The sequence below is a fragment of the Helicobacter salomonis genome, from assembly GCF_017979425.1.
In the GTDB taxonomy this organism is placed as follows: domain Bacteria; phylum Campylobacterota; class Campylobacteria; order Campylobacterales; family Helicobacteraceae; genus Helicobacter; species Helicobacter salomonis.
In genome coordinates this window covers 47930-65263 of record NZ_JAERIS010000004.1, presented here as the reverse complement: position 1 = coordinate 65263, position 17334 = coordinate 47930, and the positions used below count along the sequence as shown (strand labels likewise).

Sequence of the window (17334 nt, the reverse complement as noted above, 5' to 3'; positions counted from 1 at the left end):
CTACAATGTGGGCTGTACGGTTTGTCATCAAGCTTTAGATAAAAAGTTTAAGACCTCCCTTGGGCGGGCTGGTCTTGGTAGGAACATGGTCCTACAGACAAGGTAGGGGTGCGTGTGAATGGCATTGAAGGTGCTTGGGGGGTGGGTTTTGCAATTAAAATCTCTGATCCAAAACAAGACGTGGGGTTCTTGACATGAGGGTCTTGAGTTTTGGAACAGACCGTTTGTGGGTGTGGGGGATTGTGTTAACACTGAATTTAGCTTGGGGAGTGAGCGCGTCCAGTCTCTCTACACAGCCTCCCACACAGGAGGACATGGAGGAGGTCCAGGAAGAAATCCCTGCAACTCATCCCATGCAAGATTTAAACGCCATTCAAGGGAGCTTTTTTTACAAAAGCCGCCACGATTTAGACAACACCCTCTTTATTGATTACCACTTGGGTGAAACCCATAGAATCCGCCTGCGTTATGCAATGGTAACCATGATGGTCTTTGAAGAACCCATCTTAGAGGTGATTCTAGGCGATAGCGTGGGGTTTAGCACAAAAATTCTAGGGGATCAACAGCATAGCAATGTGTTGCTCATCAAGCCCCTACAAATTGGCGTTGACTCCAATTTGAGTGTGATTGGGAAGAGCGGTAAGATTTACGCTTTTTATCTCTTTTCAACCACTTTTACCAGTTCCAAAAACCCTACCCTGAATGTCTATGTTTCTCAACGCCACTTCTTTGCGCAACGGGACTACCAGCCCCTAGCCCTTTTAGAACCTGAGGTTGAAGACTCTCCCCCAGAACCCCTATCCCAAGAGGACACACGCCATCTCAAAATTGGAGATGAAAGCAATGCCATGTTCATTGAAAAAAGCCAAATCCAAAGAGGGTATCGCGTCTTGCAGGCCAGAAAGCGGGCGTGGTTTTGTCTATGGTTGTGCAAGGTAGCCTTTAAACGCAAAAACCCCATCGCTCCCCTAGATATTTTCAATGACGCGCATTTCACTTACTTTAAATTCAACCGCCACCACTCTCAAGTCAAATTTCCCGTTCTCTATAAGGTGGTTGATGGTTATGATAATCCCATCAATACACGCATTGTGGGGGATTACCTCATCGCAGAAGACATCGCTGATCAGTGGACACTTAGAGAGGGTAAACGGCATGCCTGTGTGCGCCGCAAGCCATGAGTAGGTGGGGGCAAAGAATTGTCATTTTACTGGGGGCTATGGGGGGCGTGGTTACCCTATCCTTATGGGTGCACCGCCCATCACACCCGCCCTCCACCCCAATGCCTCCAACAGAAGCGATCAACTATCCTCTCTCTGACTACCTCTTTGAACCCCCCCAAGCCAGCTCCCCAACTCCTATCATTACACCGCAAGATTACGCCCAACTTCAAGCGGAATTACAAGCCAATGCACGCCGCATCCAAGACCTCCAAACTGCACTACAACAGGCTAGAGAGGAACGCCCCACCACACCACCCCTAGAACCTGAGACCTCCTCTGCTCAAGCACAAGAGCAGGATCGCCTAGATACTCTAGCTACCCGTATTCAAGCTTTTGAAGCTCCAGACTCTGTAGAAGCGCAAGAGGAAGAACAAGTCTTAGAGATAGATTACGGCTCACAGGGGTTTGAGAACCTCAAGGCCAAAGACATTGCCACCCATGAACATAAACTCTTACGCACCTTGACTGCGGATAAAATGATCCCCGCTTTTCTCATCACTCCCATTAGTTCGCAACTAGCCGGTAAGGTCATTGCCCAAGTGGAAAGCGACATTTTTGCCAACATGGGGCGCGCTATTCTTATCCCTAAAGGTTCTAAGGTTATTGGCTATTATAGCAGTAACAATAAAATTGGGGATTATCGCCTAGACATTGTGTGGAGCCGCATCATCACTCCATTAGGGGTGAATATCATGCTCACCAATGCCAAAGGCGCAGATGTCAAGGGCTACAGCGGTTTGGTAGGGGAAACAATCACGCACAATTTTCAACGCTATGGCATGCCCCTACTCGTTTCCACTCTCTCTAATGGTCTACTTATCGCGCTCACTTCTGCCATTGCCAATAAAACCGGCAAAAATAATCTTTTTGGGGATTTTTTGCTCATGCAACTCACGCGCCAGAGTGGGATGGGGCTCAACCAAATTATTAGCCAAATTCTCAAGGATAAGAGCCATCTCAAACCTATTATTATCATCAGGGAAGGGAGTCGAGTCTTCATCTCTCCTAACCTAGACATTTTCTTCCCCATTCCCAGAGCAGGAGAAGTGATGGCAGAGTTTTTCCAACATTAATTTGGTTATAATAGTCTCGTTTTTTGATCGTTTTTGGAAGGAAGCGTTATGAGAGTGTATTTTTTCGCCACTTGTTTAGGAGGGGCTGTTTTTAGTCAAACCGCGCTCAATTGTATCAAGCTGTTACAAAAAGAGGGGGTCGAGGTGGTCTTTAAAAAGGATCAAACCTGCTGTGGACAGCCCAGCTACAACTCGGGCTACTACACCCAAACCCGTGAAGTTGTCCTACACAATGTGCGCTTATTCAAAGAAGATTACCCCGTAGTTGTGCCCAGCGGGTCTTGTGTGGGCATGATGGCGCATGACTATTTAGAACTCTTTGAAGGACTTCCTGAATATGAGGAAGTCAAACACTTTGCCTCAAGGGTCTTTGAACTCTCTGAATTTTTAGATAAAAAGTTGGAAGTGCGTTATAGCGACACAGGTGCGCCCATTAAAGTTACATGGCATTCTAATTGCCATGCTTTGCGGGTGTCTAAGGTCATTGAAAGTGCGAAAAAGATCATCGCCCAGCTCTCCAATGTAGAGCTCGTGCCCTTGCAAAGAGAAGAAGAGTGTTGTGGTTTTGGAGGGACTTTTGCGGTCAAGGAACCTGAAATTTCTTATGCAATGGTGCAAGATAAGATTAAAGACATTGAAAATCAAAATGTAGAATGCGTGCTCTCCGCTGATGCAGGTTGTTTGCTTAATATTAGCGGGGCGATGGCCAAAATGCGTAGCAACACCAAGGCGATGCATTTTTACGACTTTTTAGCCCAAAGAGTGGGCATAGGAGCTTAAATGACACACACCACTACCCATAGCGATCAAGATTATGAACATGTTATCAGCGAAAAACTAGGCGATGCGCAGTTGCGCACGAATTTGCGCTCGGCAATGGATACACTCATTCATAAGCGTAAGGATTTGCTCACAAGTCGTTTTCCTGAATGGGAAACATTGCGCACCATGGGGCAAAACGCTAAACTCAAGGTCCTAGCCCAACTCGATACTTATGTCCAACGCTTTGAGGAAAACGCCACGAAAAATGGCTTTGTAGTGCATTATGCTAGCACGGCTAAAGACGCCAATGATATCATTTACAACTTGGCTAAAGAACGCGGAGTTACGCGCATTCTCAAGGGTAAATCAATGGCCAGCGAGGAAATCGGCTTCAATCAATACATGAAAGAAAAAGGCATTATCGCCAAAGAAACCGATTTGGGCGAGCTCATTATCCAGCTCATCGATGAACACCCCGTGCATATCGTGGTTCCAGCCATCCATAAGAATCGCCACCAAGTGGGCAAAATCTTCCAAGAAAAACTGAGCGCACCCCTAGAGAGTGAGCCAGAAAAACTCAATGGTATCGCTAGAGAGCACATGCGCACAGAATTTGAAGGCTTTAAAATGGGGCTCTCAGGGGTGAACTTTGCGATCGCTAATGAGGGGGCGATTTGGTTAGTAGAAAATGAGGGCAATGGACGGATGTGCACCACTGCCTGCGATATCCATGTGGCTATTTGTGGGATTGAGAAAATGGTGGAGAGTTTTGAAGACGCCTCGATTTTGAATAACCTGCTCTGCCCTAGTGCAGTGGGCGTGCCCATCACTTGTTATCAAAACATCATCACGGGTCCCCGTCAAGAGGATGAGTTAGATGGACCTAAAGAGGCGCATATCATTTTACTAGACCATAACCGCTCGAATATCCTAGCTGATGAGAAATACTATAGAGCCTTGAGCTGTATCCGCTGTGGGACCTGCCTAAACCACTGCCCGGTCTATGACAAAATCGGAGGGCATGCCTATTTAGCCACTTACCCCGGGCCTATTGGGGTGGTGATCACTCCTCAACTCTTTGGACTAGATAACTACGAACACATTGCCAATTTATGCAGTTTGTGCGGGCGTTGTGGGGAAGTATGCCCGGTGAAAATCCCCCTCCCTGAACTCATTAGAGATTTACGTTGTGAAAAGGCGCATGAGGGGCGGGGCGTGGTACGTGGCTATAAAGATGCCAAACATAACAAATGGGAGGAGTTAGGAATGAAAGCTTTTGCCAAATTGGCGAGCAATGGCGTAGCGTGGCGGGCATTTTTGACGATCAATGGCTGGTTAGCCCCTTTAGGCAAGTGGGTGGGGCGCTATACTCCCGTGCTCAAAAAATGGCTCAAGCATAGGGATATGCCCGCCGTGCACGCCAATTTGCACGCGCAAGTCAAGGCCCTAGCAGGGGTGGTTTATGAGTAAACAAGTCGTATTAGAGCGCATCCAAAGCGCACTCAAACGCCACACCATCTCTCACCAAGACATGCCCTATGAAAACATGATCATTGACACCAAGGACGATCTGCTAGAGGAATACAAGCACTTCCAAGAGTTAAACCGCGCTGAGGTTGTCGACTCCAGCCCTGAAAATCTACTTACAGAGATAGAAAACGCTCTAGCCGCCTTTGAGAGTCAGAAACTCTTATATGCCACAGATTTACCATGCGATCTAGAACAGCTAGAGGGGTGTGTTAAAATCCCCTATAACAAGCCCGTGGAGGAATTTAGAGAGGAAATTTTTCACATCGACACGGCGATTTTAAAGGCAACCTGTGGGGTGGCTAATTTGGGCATGGTGGGCGTGGTTTCCTCCCCTGCAAGCCCACGCCTAACCTCACTCATCACGCTCAAATGCATTATTTTATTAGAAAAGTCTAGCATTGTGCGTAATTTAGCCCAAGGCTTAGAATCTCTAAAAAGGGTGGGAATACCCCAAGATGTCAAAATGCGCGATGAGGATTTGGGGCGTTGTTTACCCACCAACATGCTTCTCATCGGCGGACCCAGCCGCACGGCGGATATTGAGCTACAAACGGTTTTTGGCGTGCATGGTCCTATGGCTGTGCGCGTAATCTTATATTAAAGGAGACAACATGAGTTTGGAAGTTGGCACTTTAGCCCCCGCGTTTAGTTTGCAAAATGCTAAGGGGCAGATAATTCAGCTAAAGGACCTATTAGGTAAAGTTGTGGTGCTCTACTTCTACCCTAAGGATAACACCCCGGGTTGCACCATTGAGGCGCAGGATTTCACCAAACTCAAAGCAGAGTTTGAGGCTAAGGATGCGCTCATCCTAGGGGTCAGCCCTGATGATGCCAAAAGCCATTGTCATTTTATAGAATCTGAAAAGCTGAACATCGAGCTTTTGAGCGATCCCACTTTAGAGACACTCAAAGCTTATGGGGCCTATGGCACTAAAAATATGTATGGTAAGGAAGTCGAGGGCGTGATTCGCTCTACCTTTGTGATCGACAAAGAGGGCAAGATCGCCCACGCGCTCTACAATGTGCAAGCCAAAGGGCACGCCCAAAGGGTGCTAGGGTTGCTCTAATACTCTCCCTGATCTTCGATTGCTTATGGTGATACCGTAAGCAGAAAGTCGTCCTTGCTAGCATGCGTTAATAAGCATGTTTCCTTCCATGGAGTTGTTCAAAAGGAGTTCTGTGGCACTCGATCTACGCAAAAAAAATGAGTTTAATTGTTTTGGGTTCTTTGTGTACTTTGGTACTGATTTTGACAATCCTAAGTCAGTATATAGAACGCAAGGTGCTTGATAAAGTCATTGGGGCTTTTAAGACTCTCCGGCAGAAATCCCGCTCGTCTTTAGCGGGTGGGATGAATGCCACTAATTTGTGGTATAGTGTCCCCATACATTCGTATCTAGCGCAGGAAGTGTGCAAAGTTACGCCTTTGGAGATACGATGTGTGAGACCTGTAGGGAATGCGTTGGAGCTCAAACTCTGTAAAATCCCTACTATAGGGCACAGAGTGAAAACCAAACTCTCCCTACGGGCAACATCGGCCAAGGAAGCCCAAATGTCTTTAGCATTTGGGTGCTTCACTCACAATGCACTTACAAAACGCGAGTTAGTTATTCAGCACGATGTGTTTTTAATCAAATCTGGGATTGAAGAATACTTTACAGGGCATCCTAAAGATGTGGCCTTGAAAATGACTATTGATTATTTCAACAAGATCAACGCGATCAAAGGGCGTGCTTATGTGCTAGCACTGCGCAAAGATGGGACTTTGGTCATTGATAGTGTACATCCGGAGTTAGTAGGCAAGAATGTTTTAGATGTTCAGGATAAGAATGGAGAATTTTTTTATAGAGAGTATATCCAACGCGCCCTGAATGATCCAAGAGGGGGATTTATAGACACAATCTTAAACGCCCATACCCTTCTTCAGAAAGCGAAGACTGCGTCAGTTATGCTTACTACGATCCAATGAGCGATCTTGTGATCGTTGCGGTAAGTTATGTGAGCGCAATTTATAAAAGTATGGAAAAGGCAAGAGAAAATGCCAGCATGCTCACCAATGAAAATTTCCGTATTCTACTTTATACGGCGTTTTTTTCTACTTTGGTGATTATCGGTATTGCGTCCACACTCAGCCATGTTTTTATTATCAAGCGTTTACATGCGTTGGTATCTGTCGTGAAAGAATTTAGTAACGATAAGGGGGAAAAGGATCTCACGCGCCGTATTTGGCTTAAGGGAAATGCGCGGGATGAAATCAGTTTGAGTGCGGATTCTATCAATGCTTTTTTAGAACGCATTTGCGCGCTCAACAATGAAATTAAAAGAGCGAAGCTCTTTTTAACCTTTTAGACCCCCCGCGGGGCTCGTGTGGTGGGGGGCTGGTTGGGGGGTAATACCCAAAAAATCCGTACTAATACCCGATAAAATCCGCACTAATCAACAAATTTAATATAATTAATTGTTATTTGTGTTACAATACTCTGAAAGAGCAAGTGGAAAGCACAAATAGAGGTGTTGAGATGATAGATAGACAGAAAGCTCTAACTGAACAAATAAAGAGCTTGCGATCTCTTATCAACAAAGCAACTGACACCGCAGTTAAAAAAGTTTTAGAAGATGAAAAAGCTGATTGCCTAAGAGAGTTAATGGCGTTGGTTTCTCAAACACAAACGACTCCAATACCACAGCTCCCAACCACAACTCTACCCCGAGCCACACCTACACAAAACTCACAAGATCAGCAACCAACTGACACGCTCTCCACTACAGAAGAGATTACTACACAAAACAATACCCAACAAGACCTCCCAGAGACTCAAGTCATTACCCAACCCCAACCCACAATCCCCCAAGCTGCTTCTGAGAAGTATGTTACTTTCCACAACGATGTGAACTCTGTCTCTCTAGGCAAACTTGGCGCACTAGAAACGAATCTACTCTTTGCAATTTTCAATAAACTCAAAGACAGGCAAGATGAACTCTTGATGTTTGATTGTAATGAAATCAAAGCAATGGTACATGCGGTTAAAATCAGTAAGAATGAATTAAGTAGTGTGGTCAAAAGACTTTGGAAAAACATCAGACTAGCTAACTTTTGGATACTCCTACCCAAGAGAGATGAAAGCTACATGCTCTTTAAGACTTTTGCCATCAACTACCACGACACCAAAAAGACACAAGTCAAGAGCATAGAAATCCAAGTAAACATGCCTTGCTTTGGTTATTTGCTCAATTTTTTGAACGCTAACTTCACTTCTTTTGAATTGCTAGAGTTTCAGAATATTCGTAGCAAATACGCTAAGACCCTATATCGCCTTCTTAAGCAATGGAGAAGCACAGGAGTGCCTCCAAAGAAAGAGTGGAGTGAGTTTAGGGAGTTGATGGGAATACCAGCGAAAGTCAAGTTACTTGAAGTAGTTGAACGCGCCATCCTCAAACCCGCCCTCAAAGAACTCAGCAAACTCCCTCACTTTGAAAATCTTTGCTACAAAAAGCTAAAAACAAAGGGCATGGGCAATCGTATCACTCACATTCAATTCTACTTCCAACCTCTCACTAAGACTAGCAAAGAGAAAGAACAAGCCCAACATGATCTAAGAACCATTGCATGGCATATCCGCAGTGAAAAAACCATCAAGCAACTTCAAAAACAAATGAAGCAGAGACACCAACATGGCGAAGCTATGAAAGTCTTAGGTTTATGTTTTTATAAACCTGAACAACCTGAGATCGTTCTTGCTATTGATAGTGTGCAACCCACTCCAGAGGGTTATGAGTTTTTAGTCAAATATTACCAAGATGGTCAAGTGTTTAAAGAGAGATGCGCTGTAGCACCCAACAAAGAAGTTTTGTTAGCGCAAATATTCCAATCAGGTTATCAAAAACTAGAAATACAAACAGACTACACACTACAACAACAAGCACAACCAACACTAGAGCTACAAGAACACAATGGTTTTAAGACTTTGCAGGGCTTGATAAAGCCAAAGAAAGCACAAAAGTCCAAACAAACTCAAGTCTCAAACTCTAACAATGATTTAACAGAATACATTGGTAGAAATCTCTACATGAACACTAATGGCATTCCCTCTAATCTTAAAATCAAAAATATCTCTACACTAGAGAGTGGACAAGTCCAAGTAGAGATTAAAGATGTAGACAAACCGCGCAAAGCTTTAGAATCTTTTAGTTTTAAGAGTGTCAAACATTTTGAGAATTGGTTTAAGAAGTATGAAGAGTAAGAGTATTTTAAACTAACAATCACCACATACAAAGAAAATTTCTCAAAGCCCCCATAGCATTTGAAGGGTAGATAACAATCAAATTAAACAGCGCAATGGAACACCCCAAGACACTAAGATAATACAAATTTTGATTTTTTAGATGATTGCCTTATAATGATTTTTTGAGCCTCCCCGGCATTTGAGGGGCATATTAGGCAAGCGAACTTGTGAGCGCACCCTTTAGGGTCGCCTAATTTGCTAATTTGCTAATTTGCATATTAGGCGACCCTAAAAGGGTTTCGTTCGCAAGCTCACCGCCTAGTTTGCCCTTGCAGGGGGCTTTTAGAGAAAATTTTAGAGGCATTGACTAAATGAGTAGCATTGCATCAATCAACTTTAAACCCACAAATAACATACAATTACACCATAACGACCGCACAATACCACCTACATATTTGCTAGCCAAAGAATTGGATTATGGCTGTGAGTGTGATAGAAGCGGTGATGATGCGTTAGCATTAAGACATGAACTAATTACTCAGGCTATTAAGAGGTATAGGCGCACTTTCAATCAGCCCTTTAAATCTGAAAGTTACCTTTGGAGCGCTGTTATCAATATCAAGCCTGATAGCACCATGCAAGACCTAGAAAAGCTTGCAAAGCACTTTAAAATAAAATACGGGTTTCAATGCTACCAAATCGCCATCCATAGAGATGAAGGGCATATAAATGACGAGGACAAGGTGCAGATCAATCACCACGCCCACATGGAGTTTGTCATGCTTGATGAGCTCACGGGTAAAAATGTTTTTCGCACCATAAAGCACAAACACCTTAGAGAGATTCAAAGTGAAGTTGCCGAGATTTTGGGTATGCAAAGGGGTATAGACAAACGCATTAGCGGGGTTAAACGCGTTGAGCCTAGAGCTTATGCCAAGCTCATGGAGCAAGAGAAATCCAAGCGGATTACGCTAAAGCACAACCAAGACAAAGAGGTTACAAAACACAAAGTACAAATCGAGGACTTGCAGGCAAGTGTAGAGAACACCCTAACAAAGCTACACGCCCTACAACAAGAAAAGACAACGCTAGAACAAACCAACACCACTTTAACACAAGAAAATCAAAGACTCAAAGACAACCAAGTAGAGTTAGAGAGCACACTCATAGACCTTGCTACCATCTTTGATCTACAAGATAAGCAAAACAAGAAACTTACCCTTAAAGAAGCCAAGCCACTCATAGAGAGTGTAAGAAAGCAAATGATTACCATTAATCAAGGCTTAGGCGATCTCAAACTCTTTACACAAGAGGATTACAAAGCTTTAAGAGCTTTGAAAGATGAGGGTTTAAGCATTGCTGATCTGAAGAAACGCATTACACAGATAGAGCAAGAAGCTAAGAAGCGTTATGAGAAATTGCAAGAGCAATACAAAGACTACTTAAACCCCAAGCAAGTAGAGGACAAGATAACAGCCACAAAAGCCCTATACAAGGATTATCTAAGTCCTAGTGCCATGCAAGAGCTCGAACAAAAATACACTCAAGAGCTTGAGATAAAAGAGCAAAGCCACACCAAAGCTTTGCAAGAAAAGGACATAGAACATGCTAAGGCATTAAAGGACAAAGATAAAGCTTTAGAGAAAGTGACACAAGAACTGGAGGCTAAAGAAAGGCAAGTGCAAGAGCATGCTAGAGATTTGGCTGATAGGAACAAAGACTTAGAGAAACTAACACAAGAACTAAAAGCCAAAGACACAGAGTACACCAAAGAGTTAGAGATACTGCGAACACAGCATGCCAAAGAACTAGAAAGGGCAACAAGAGAGATTGATAAAGAAACCAAGTTGCAAGAGTATGTTGTTAAGGTAGAAACCCTGTTGCAAAGGTTTGTGGATCAAGTCATGAATCCTATGTTAGAGAAACTCCAAACAGAGAAAGGGGCAGAGCTTGAAGCTGTGATCCAATGGAAAAAGGACAATGAAAAAGAGAAAGCAGAATACCACGCATACCTAGCAGCCTTTGCAGATAATTTACTTGCAGGAAAATTCTCTACAATCAACGCTATGGCAAAACTATTTGGCAAGGGTGTTAAAGACGCGATGAGCCCAGAATACTTTGAGAGCATCGCCAAAGATAGGCGAGATAGGTTTTTGAACAAACACATCAATGAAATTGAAAAAAGCCTCAATCAAGAACTCAAGCCCATTCTTGCCAAGATAGAACAAACTAGAGAGTGGGAGCACAAAGCCTTGTTAGAGGGGATAAGAGGATTAGAAAATGGCATAGCCAAACTAGCTGAAGAGTTTAAAAACAGCGATACATATGGGCAAATGCTAGAGACAGCCAAAGGGGATACCCAATACTATAAGGGCAAAACCTTGAAACTCACAACAGAACTAGAAGAGAATGGTAAAAAGATTAAAACCCTTGAGGAGGAGAACACCAAGCTTAGAAACACCGATCTACGATTGGAGAATAAGGCACAAAAAGCCAAGATTACAGGGCTTGAAAACCAAGTAGAGAGCTTGCAAACACAAAAAGATGATTTACAAAGAGAGCAAGACAAATTACAGACAGAGCTGACAAACACGCAAACGCAATTAAACGAGCAAATTGCCATAACTACACAGCTAAAGGCAGACTTAAAAAAATCTTTAGCGAGTCAACAAGGCAAGGGGAGAGGGATTTGAATAAATATTGATAAAAATGTTTTTTAGCCACGCTAGAGGCCATTCCAAGTGGCGAAAGAGCTTGAAACAAGGGTGGTTTATGAATGACTTAAAACCTAAAAACCCTAGCAAGACACAAGACAACACCATACAAGGCATGTTTTGTTGTTTTTTAGACTTTAATCTAGAGCTAATCTAGCTTTTGTAAATGCTCTGCAAGGATTATCTCTAGCTGTTTTTTATTGATTTTGTCTGTGGCTATATCTAAAACTAAGGGCTCAAAAAATTTTTCACAATCTGCGCTGATAGGCTTGTCATTGAACTTTAAAAAGTGGATTGCCAAATACACGGCTGTGCGTTTATTGCCATCGACAAAAGGGTGGAACTTCACACAAGAAAAGACAAGATGCGCCAATTTAGATTCAAAAGTGGGGTAATAAATGTCGTTTTGAATATTGTTTAAAGCACTCTGTAAATACCCAAGGCTTGTGCGATTGTAACCCCTTAACCCTTGCGTGATCTCTAGGATTTCATCATGGATTTCAACCGCAGTTTGTAGATCGAGATAAAACACCTACTTTTGCGCCAATCGTTGATAAACCGCCAAGATTTCGGGGTTTTTTAGTCTCTCTTTACATTCGGCACGCACCTTTTGGAGCTTTTTAGCGTATTCTTGGGAACTTGGTTTTTGTGATGGCATGGACATCCTTTTAAAAAGGCATTCTAGCATAACTAAACCACTCTAAAACCAAGCCACGCTAGAAACCACTCTAAAGAACCTAGAGAACACAAAGACTAAACTAGAGACAAGCCAAGCAAAACTAAAGCAAATGCAAAGCGATCTATGGTTTTAGAAACGCTAGAGAGCAGCATACGCGTCACAATTTAGTCAAGTAGTCTAGTATAAAGTAGAAGTGGCATGAGCTGGAAGCAAAAGCATAAACAGTGTTTAATGGGTTTGCCGACCTTAGTTAATGTGATTCCTGATCCTAGTATAGAGAGATTCAGCAAGCATTCTGCAAAACCACAGTCAAAAGCTACAAAACACGAATGAAAGTGCTCATAAAGGTTAGAGAACAGACAAAGCAATTTGGGGACTTTGGAGACACTGGAGGGCAAATATACCACAATTAGCCAAATAGGCAAGACAAGTCCTGAAGTGACAAGAGAACTAGGAGTGATGGCGCTAGTGGCTTTTAGTGACTTTGGCAACCTTAAAGAGGCTTGCCTAAAGCTTTGGCACAAGTGAAAGCCATCCAAGAGCAACAAGGGCAAGGGTAAAAGGGGGATGGGGCAAGCATATTTAGTACTTAGTCTTGTGCTTTCAATATCAATTTCTACTAAAAATATGCGAAAAAATACACAGAAATAAGTTAGATTTTGTATATTTTGTTCTTTAAATTTACCAAAATTCTAATAAAAAGCGTGCCTAGTTAAGGATTAGAGAAATGGAATTAAAAGTATGTTAGACATAGAAAACCTATTATCAAAAAGGCGTTTGGACTCTTATGGTGGAAATTTGCAAGCACACCTAGAAAATCTAAAACTCATAGGCACATACACGCATAAAATCGCCCTTATAGAGATTGCCTTGCGTAACCCTTTAAACCACTTGCTTAGTGCCAAAGATATAAATTGGATCAATAATTCTACAGACTCTCGTGTGATCCAAGTAAGAGAAAAGGCTCTTGAAAAAAGTAAGGGGGGTATCTCTTGACCATGAGAATTGTCTCTCCAAGATGACTTTAGTGTGGTGACCCACATCATCGAAAAAGAGAGATTATTTGCGCGTGTTTTAAATGCAGAAAAGATTCAGTTTGAGCAACTATAACAAGGTTGAAGTGACTTTGAACTTATTCCACATGCTGTACAATCGCTGTTATCATTGGGAGAATATCACAAAGACAAGACAGAAAAAAGAGGGGAAACCATATCCAAGAATAACAACGAAAATATTCAACATTTACATAGGCATATATCCAAACAAAATAGAAAGATTCCTAGACGGCCTGATGACAGCCTTTAACGAAGATCTGCTGAGACACTCCAACTGTCTATAAACAAGCAGTTGATTGGCGAAAGTCCGCCTTAAGAATTGGGGGTTATCATGGCGAAACACACATAAAGGCTTGCTAAGCTGAAAGAAGCCCAACGAGGATGAGAGTTTGACAGTCAAAACTTGTATTAACACCACTAGATCAATGCTATTTTCAATATTGGTTGTTATTGAAAATGACAAGGGATTAAGACAAAAGCGCAAAGCTAGGGCTATAGCCAGCCTTGGTGAATGCGAATCTTAAAACACAAAAGCTAAATGAGTCATACCCCCGGCTTTGTCTAACAAGGGCAAATAAATATCTTAAGTATAGTAACAATTAAATATGCAAAATTAATTATTATTCTTTAATTAAGTATTTTTAGCGCACATGCCTAATAACACTTGGGAGATCATACGAGGGGGGCAAAATTATAAGTCACAGAATAAAAGAGGTGATGAGGCAAATCATTAAATGGGAGAAGCATTATAGGGCAACCACTTTACTTGTTCCCTTGTTCGCCCGTAGTTCGATCCAAGAGCTCCAGCGAAAAGCTTTTTAGAATCCTCTGACCCGGTTTATCAGAGATCGACACGAGTTTATTGAGCATTACAACGGGAACGAAGGATTGTTGATACATGTCACACCTCAAATCTTTCAAAATTTCTAAGATATTTTTGAGAGCTAAGAAATCCTCAATATTGGGATTTTCCAAATAATGTTGGTATGTCATATCCAAGCCAAAGGGAACAGCTACATTCAACACAAAAGCACGATCGGACTTAACCAGCATTTTAATGCCAAAATAAGTGTTGAGTCCAAAAATAGAGTCCGTATCGCCGGTGATATACTTTTTGATGTAGGCAGAGTTAGGCAAAACAAGGCTTTCTGCTGGAATTTTATACTCCAAGTTTTGTAGGTGATCCACAAATAAGCCACTCTTATCTAAACCAATCCAATTAACATAACTGGCATTATCTTTCAACGATCGATCGTAAAGATATTGTAAAAACACTCGCACCACTTTAAAGGCAAAATCATCTAATCGGCTAAAAAGAGCCAAGGGACCATCTTGAATAAAAAGAATTTTAGACAACCATTCCCACTGGCTAGTCTCTATCAAAAATCTAAACACAGAGAGCATAAGCACCACCTCAAACACCCTCATCACATAGGATTCTATAGCCCCAGCCCCTAAAATTTCATCGACCAAAGTGTGCAATTCAAAACAATCGGTGATATAAATTTTTGCCCCGCAAGAGCAATCCAAAGAATCGTTTTGCAAATCTTTGTAAGACACACCTTGTTTTTTCATAAAGGTGTGCCCACTCCCACAACCTGCACATGCAATCTCTATAGACCCATCTCTCCCTTTGTATTCTTGGAACACAAGCCATTTAAGGGTATTTAACAGAGAGTCATCATCCTCATTAAGACTATTTTCCCTAAAAATTTCATAGAGTCTCTCTCTAGTCGTGGTGATAAAATCTTTTTTGTCATGGCAGTAGCCCTGAATGGAGAACACAAAAGAAAAACGTTGGAAATCTTTTTCCAGCCTCCCTAAGTCATCAGGATTAACACTCTGTTGTTTTGCAAGGGATTTTAAATCTTTGAGTGAAAAGGTTAAAATTCCCACATTGTAGTAACAAAGCCTTTTAGAAGGGAACTTATCATCAACACAAACTTCTTGATAACCCCCATCCACAACAATAAGACGTTCGATCTGAGAAAGTGCCTGGTTTTGGATTTTAGATAAATCAATGGCAACACTTCGACAATCTAACTCTGCTAGTGCATTGTCTACAGTTCCGCATCTAGTCAAATACGCCTTCACTTTCTCGTTTTCAACAATGTGTTGGTGGTTGATCTTGGATGCTCTCTCCCCGCGATAACCCATACTAATCCTTATCCTTGAATTTATCGATCTGCACGGGGATAATAAAGTTATTGGAATAGGTTTTGACTCGCGCAAAGCCCACATCATTGTTCTTAATAATGCTTTGGGAAAAGTCACTAAAGTCGTAGTATTTTTCCAAAACTTTAATTTCATCCTTGTTGTTTAGGTGCGAGATGAACCAATTTTGGGTGTTCTTCAAAATGCTAGGAGCGATGGAGCTGACCTCTTGGGTGGAATAGCTAATCCCAATATTAAGTTTAGCTCCCTCTTTGGCTAGGCGGTTGTAGATGTTTTTGAGGTCTTTGTCATCTTTAGGGAAAATGTTATGCGCTTCCTCAAAATACATCTGTATGAACTCGGGGGGTTGATCATTGGTGAACCTTCCCATAGACTCAGCAAAAATGTGCGCACAAAGTCTTGTGATGTATTTTTCCTGCACTTGTGTAGAAGCTGTGGAGAGATCAACCAAAACAACTTTTCCTGCACGCAGAGCAGAATCTATTTCTTGCTTGTAGTCCTTACCTCCCTGCGCAGAATGCAAATGTCTTAAGCCCATCAAAGCCTTATACCCGCTCACACGCGTGGCTTGCAAGACTTTTAGCAAGGCTTCGTAATCTTTGTCATCTTTGTATTTCTTATCCACATTTGTAAAATCCAAATGCTCAAAATATTGGCATGCCTCTTCAAGAGAGATTCCCTCGTGGGGTTTATGGTATTCCTTATCTTCTTTGTCTTGTTTTTTATCGGCAAGCTCAAAACGATAAAAACGCACTCTATAGTCGGTAGGTTCAAATCCAGCCCTATGTAAGATACACTTATAAATAGCTCGTTTTCTTTGATTGGCACGTTTCTTGCTCCCACATTTCTTGTTGACCTCTTCCTCTTGATCTTCCTCACGATCAAACATGCGCACCCCCATAAAAGCCTTAAAATAATCTGCCTGTTTTAACAGCGCAATTTCATCGCACAGCAACTCAAAGGATTCCTCTAAAGTTTCCTCTTTGTAAAAATCATATTGGATCACCTTCACATCTTCATGGTCCTCTACCTTGCGTACAGATGTGCTAAAACGCAACGCCCTATCTTTGAGCTTGTCGTAAATACAGGTGTTATCTTGTTGGTTAGCAAAGGTGTATTCTCCATTCACATCAAAGATAATCTGCCCAATTTGTGGCTCATGGCGCTTATTGCGTTCTTGGTTGAGTTTTTCAATCGCCATGACCACAATCTTGATCGTGTTGGATTTTCCGGTACGAGTCATCCCAAAAAAGGCACTCCTACGTGCCACAACATCTTCTACACGCAAATAGACATTGGGGGCATAATCCCCCTCTTTGTCATAAGATTGGCTTGAGGCGTATCTAAGCTTACCTATTTGTTGGCGCAGATGATCGCTATCTTTGGTGTTTTCATTAACAATGGTGTTTAGCTCTGTCTTTTGGGGCTTATACACCCTGTAATGATGTACACCTAAAAAATTTTCTATATCAGTCCCAAAGACAAGTTTGTCTTGCTCTACATAAAAGGTCCCCAAAACACGGCACAACAAACCTGAAAACTGGTAAAAATATTTAGTAATTGCATCGGGCTCTAAGAGCTCTTTTCTGTTTTCTTTTCTATCAATGTGGGCGTTAGTGAGGGTCTCCATAATCTCTTTTGTCTGTGGAATTTCAGCAGTCCCCACTACCCTAAGTAAAACCCCCTCTGTCTCATTCTCTCGCAACTCATTGCTATAAATCGCCACCAAAAAGCAACCCAAAGGCACTCCCTTGACCTGATTCTTGTCATAATCATTGAGTAAAATTTTAGCCTGTGCGTAGTCTAATTCATAGAGATTACCCACAAAATTCTCTTCTTGCTTGATTTTTTCAAAAAAATCCAAGTTTTTTGTAGTTGCAAAATCTGTAAATGCCATCTA

At 42.2% G+C, this 17334-nt stretch carries 15 protein-coding genes and 1 pseudogene; 12 read left to right on the top strand and 4 right to left on the bottom strand.

Going from position 1 to position 17334, the window contains the following annotated elements; genetic code table 11:
• Positions 1-314: 314 nt before the first annotated feature.
• The 11 genes and pseudogenes from KCO92_RS01785 (at position 315) to KCO92_RS01740 (ending at position 11504) form a co-directional block, all read left to right on the top strand.
• The gene (locus KCO92_RS01785) at positions 315-1181 is read left to right on the top strand and encodes a TrbG/VirB9 family P-type conjugative transfer protein (protein ID WP_104695741.1); all 867 of its coding nucleotides are present in this window, start codon (positions 315-317) and stop codon (positions 1179-1181) included.
• The gene (locus KCO92_RS01780) at positions 1178-2296 is read left to right on the top strand and encodes a DNA type IV secretion system protein ComB10 (RefSeq protein ID WP_104695729.1); all 1119 of its coding nucleotides are present in this window, start codon (positions 1178-1180) and stop codon (positions 2294-2296) included. Before KCO92_RS01785 ends, KCO92_RS01780 begins: the two co-directional genes overlap by 4 nt.
• A gap of 48 nt (positions 2297-2344) precedes the next feature.
• The gene (locus KCO92_RS01775; protein WP_104695728.1) at positions 2345-3076 is read left to right on the top strand and encodes a (Fe-S)-binding protein; all 732 of its coding nucleotides are present in this window, start codon (positions 2345-2347) and stop codon (positions 3074-3076) included.
• Positions 3077-4528 carry a LutB/LldF family L-lactate oxidation iron-sulfur protein gene (locus KCO92_RS01770; protein WP_104695727.1) on the top strand — a complete coding sequence of 484 codons (1452 nt, stop codon included), beginning with the start codon at positions 3077-3079 and terminating at the stop codon, positions 4526-4528.
• Positions 4521-5189 (top strand): LutC/YkgG family protein, encoded by a 669-nt coding sequence (locus KCO92_RS01765; RefSeq protein ID WP_104695726.1) that lies wholly within the window; start codon positions 4521-4523, stop codon positions 5187-5189. The genes KCO92_RS01770 and KCO92_RS01765 overlap by 8 nt, the downstream gene beginning before the upstream one ends.
• A gap of 10 nt (positions 5190-5199) precedes the next feature.
• Entirely contained in the window at positions 5200-5655 is a 456-nt protein-coding gene (locus KCO92_RS01760; RefSeq protein WP_199766180.1) for a peroxiredoxin, read from the top strand.
• Between the two features lie 374 nt (positions 5656-6029).
• A pseudogene (locus KCO92_RS07665) lies at positions 6030-6235 on the top strand (hypothetical protein).
• Complete coding sequence (locus KCO92_RS07625) at positions 6141-6557, top strand: cache domain-containing protein (protein ID WP_104695724.1); 417 nt, start codon at positions 6141-6143, stop codon at positions 6555-6557. The pseudogene KCO92_RS07665 and the gene KCO92_RS07625 overlap by 95 nt, the downstream one beginning before the upstream one ends.
• Before the next feature lie 8 nt (positions 6558-6565).
• Positions 6566-6937 (top strand): hypothetical protein, encoded by a 372-nt coding sequence (locus KCO92_RS01750; protein ID WP_158653571.1) that lies wholly within the window; start codon positions 6566-6568, stop codon positions 6935-6937.
• Between the two features lie 170 nt (positions 6938-7107).
• Positions 7108-8829: a replication initiation protein gene (locus KCO92_RS01745; protein ID WP_158653570.1), complete on the top strand. Its 1722-nt coding sequence runs from the start codon at positions 7108-7110 to the stop codon at positions 8827-8829.
• Between the two features lie 353 nt (positions 8830-9182).
• Positions 9183-11504, top strand: a complete 2322-nt coding sequence (locus KCO92_RS01740; protein WP_199766179.1) for a coiled-coil domain-containing protein — start codon at positions 9183-9185, stop codon at positions 11502-11504.
• A gap of 169 nt (positions 11505-11673) precedes the next feature.
• Here KCO92_RS01740 and KCO92_RS01735 read toward each other — a convergent pair whose 3' ends face one another.
• The gene (locus tag KCO92_RS01735; protein ID WP_104695721.1) at positions 11674-12057 is read right to left on the bottom strand and encodes a type II toxin-antitoxin system death-on-curing family toxin; all 384 of its coding nucleotides are present in this window, start codon (positions 12055-12057) and stop codon (positions 11674-11676) included.
• Complete coding sequence (locus KCO92_RS07560; RefSeq protein WP_013470077.1) at positions 12058-12183, bottom strand: hypothetical protein; 126 nt, start codon at positions 12181-12183, stop codon at positions 12058-12060.
• 798 nt (positions 12184-12981) lie between these two features.
• Here KCO92_RS07560 and KCO92_RS01730 point away from each other — a divergent pair.
• A complete protein-coding gene (locus tag KCO92_RS01730) occupies positions 12982-13200 on the top strand; it encodes a hypothetical protein (RefSeq protein WP_210647444.1) in 219 nt (72 codons plus the stop codon).
• 821 nt (positions 13201-14021) lie between these two features.
• On the opposite strand, the gene KCO92_RS01725 is transcribed toward KCO92_RS01730, so the two are convergent.
• Together KCO92_RS01725 and KCO92_RS01720 are read right to left on the bottom strand one after the other, a co-directional pair.
• The gene (locus KCO92_RS01725) at positions 14022-15416 is read right to left on the bottom strand and encodes a DNA double-strand break repair nuclease NurA (protein ID WP_104695718.1); all 1395 of its coding nucleotides are present in this window, start codon (positions 15414-15416) and stop codon (positions 14022-14024) included.
• A 1-nt stretch (position 15417) separates the two neighbouring features.
• Complete coding sequence (locus tag KCO92_RS01720) at positions 15418-17331, bottom strand: ATP-binding protein (protein WP_104695717.1); 1914 nt, start codon at positions 17329-17331, stop codon at positions 15418-15420.
• Positions 17332-17334 lie beyond the last annotated feature (3 nt).

Bases quoted from the DNA above. Each gene is read 5' to 3' on its own strand.
- KCO92_RS01785 (WP_104695741.1), top strand. From the start codon at position 315: ATGGAGGAGGTCCAGGAAGAAATCCCTGCAACTCATCCCATGCAAGAT.
- KCO92_RS01780 (WP_104695729.1), top strand. From the start codon at position 1,178: ATGAGTAGGTGGGGGCAAAGAATTGTCATTTTACTGGGGGCTATGGGG.
- KCO92_RS01775 (WP_104695728.1), top strand. From the start codon at position 2,345: ATGAGAGTGTATTTTTTCGCCACTTGTTTAGGAGGGGCTGTTTTTAGT.
- KCO92_RS01770 (WP_104695727.1), top strand. From the start codon at position 3,077: ATGACACACACCACTACCCATAGCGATCAAGATTATGAACATGTTATC.
- KCO92_RS01765 (WP_104695726.1), top strand. From the start codon at position 4,521: ATGAGTAAACAAGTCGTATTAGAGCGCATCCAAAGCGCACTCAAACGC.
- KCO92_RS01760 (WP_199766180.1), top strand. From the start codon at position 5,200: ATGAGTTTGGAAGTTGGCACTTTAGCCCCCGCGTTTAGTTTGCAAAAT.
- KCO92_RS07625 (WP_104695724.1), top strand. From the start codon at position 6,141: ATGTCTTTAGCATTTGGGTGCTTCACTCACAATGCACTTACAAAACGC.
- KCO92_RS01745 (WP_158653570.1), top strand. From the start codon at position 7,108: ATGATAGATAGACAGAAAGCTCTAACTGAACAAATAAAGAGCTTGCGA.
- KCO92_RS01740 (WP_199766179.1), top strand. From the start codon at position 9,183: ATGAGTAGCATTGCATCAATCAACTTTAAACCCACAAATAACATACAA.
- KCO92_RS07560 (WP_013470077.1), bottom strand. From the start codon at position 12,183: ATGCCATCACAAAAACCAAGTTCCCAAGAATACGCTAAAAAGCTCCAA.
- KCO92_RS01725 (WP_104695718.1), bottom strand. From the start codon at position 15,416: ATGGGTTATCGCGGGGAGAGAGCATCCAAGATCAACCACCAACACATT.
- KCO92_RS01720 (WP_104695717.1), bottom strand. From the start codon at position 17,331: ATGGCATTTACAGATTTTGCAACTACAAAAAACTTGGATTTTTTTGAA.